The organism is Oerskovia enterophila (assembly GCF_001692445.1).
Lineage (GTDB): Bacteria > Actinomycetota > Actinomycetes > Actinomycetales > Cellulomonadaceae > Oerskovia > Oerskovia enterophila.
On sequence record NZ_MAQA01000111.1, the window covers coordinates 1 to 909 of the forward strand.

The window sequence follows — 909 nt, forward strand, 5'->3', positions numbered from 1 at the left end:
CCCCTTGGCGCCGACCGGATCGGCTGAGAGCAGGTCCTGATGAGCCCGAAGGTGATCGGCCAGGTCGGCCCGCGCCCGAACTGGGACCAGTGGGCGCTGGGCATCGCGCACGCCGTGGCCTCCCGCGCGGACTGCACCCGGCGACAGGTCGGCGCGGTCGCACTCGGCCCGGACCACCGAGTGCTCGGCACCGGGTACAACGGCGCGCCGTCGGGCAGGCCCGGGTGCGCCACGGCAGGTGCGTGCCCGCGGGGGCGGTTCGGCTACGACGCCGTCGCGTCCGGGGCCCCGTACTCCTCCGGCGGCGACTCGACCTGCGACGCGCTGCACGCCGAGGAGAACGCCGTCCTGCACCTGTCCCCCGCCGAGCGTGCCGGGGCCACGATCTACGTCACCGACGAGCCCTGCCCGAACTGCACCCGCTTCCTGGCCGGGGCCGGGATCGCGCGCGTGGTGTGGCCCACCGGCGAGATCGAGTACTCGGGGGCGTAGGTCCGCTCGCTCGCGCGTCTGCGCATAGGTGCTGGCATGACCGAGACCACCCACGCCCCTGCGTCCACCAGCGACATGGTGCGCGAGTTCCACACGACGTTCCAGGTCCCCACCGCGCCCGGCACCAAGCCGGTAGCGCGCTTCGAGCGACTGGAGCTGCGCTACAGCCTGGTCGCCGAGGAGTTCGCCGAGCTCACCGAGGCGGTCTACGGGGCCGAGGCCGGCGCGCAGGTGCGTGCGGCGACCGCCCGCGTGGTCGCTGAAGGTGACGACACGGGCGCTGACGTCGTGGAGATCCTGGACGCCCTGGCGGACCTGGTCGTCGTCGAGCACGGGTGGGCGATCGAGGCGCACCTGCCCCTGGAGGAGGCGCTGGTCGAGGTGCACCGCACGAACATGGCCAAGCTCGGCCCCGAC

2 protein-coding genes are annotated in these 909 nt (G+C 73.8%); both read left to right on the forward strand.

What is annotated here, in order from left to right; genetic code table 11:
- Window positions 1-39 precede the first annotated feature (39 nt).
- Window positions 40-492 carry a deoxycytidylate deaminase gene (locus tag OERS_RS20390; RefSeq protein ID WP_068627794.1) on the forward strand — a complete coding sequence of 151 codons (453 nt, stop codon included), beginning with the start codon at window positions 40-42 and terminating at the stop codon, window positions 490-492.
- A 36-nt stretch (window positions 493-528) separates the two neighbouring features.
- Window positions 529-909 (forward strand): nucleoside triphosphate pyrophosphohydrolase family protein (locus OERS_RS20395; RefSeq protein ID WP_068627795.1); only part of this gene is annotated, 381 nt, incomplete at its 3' end.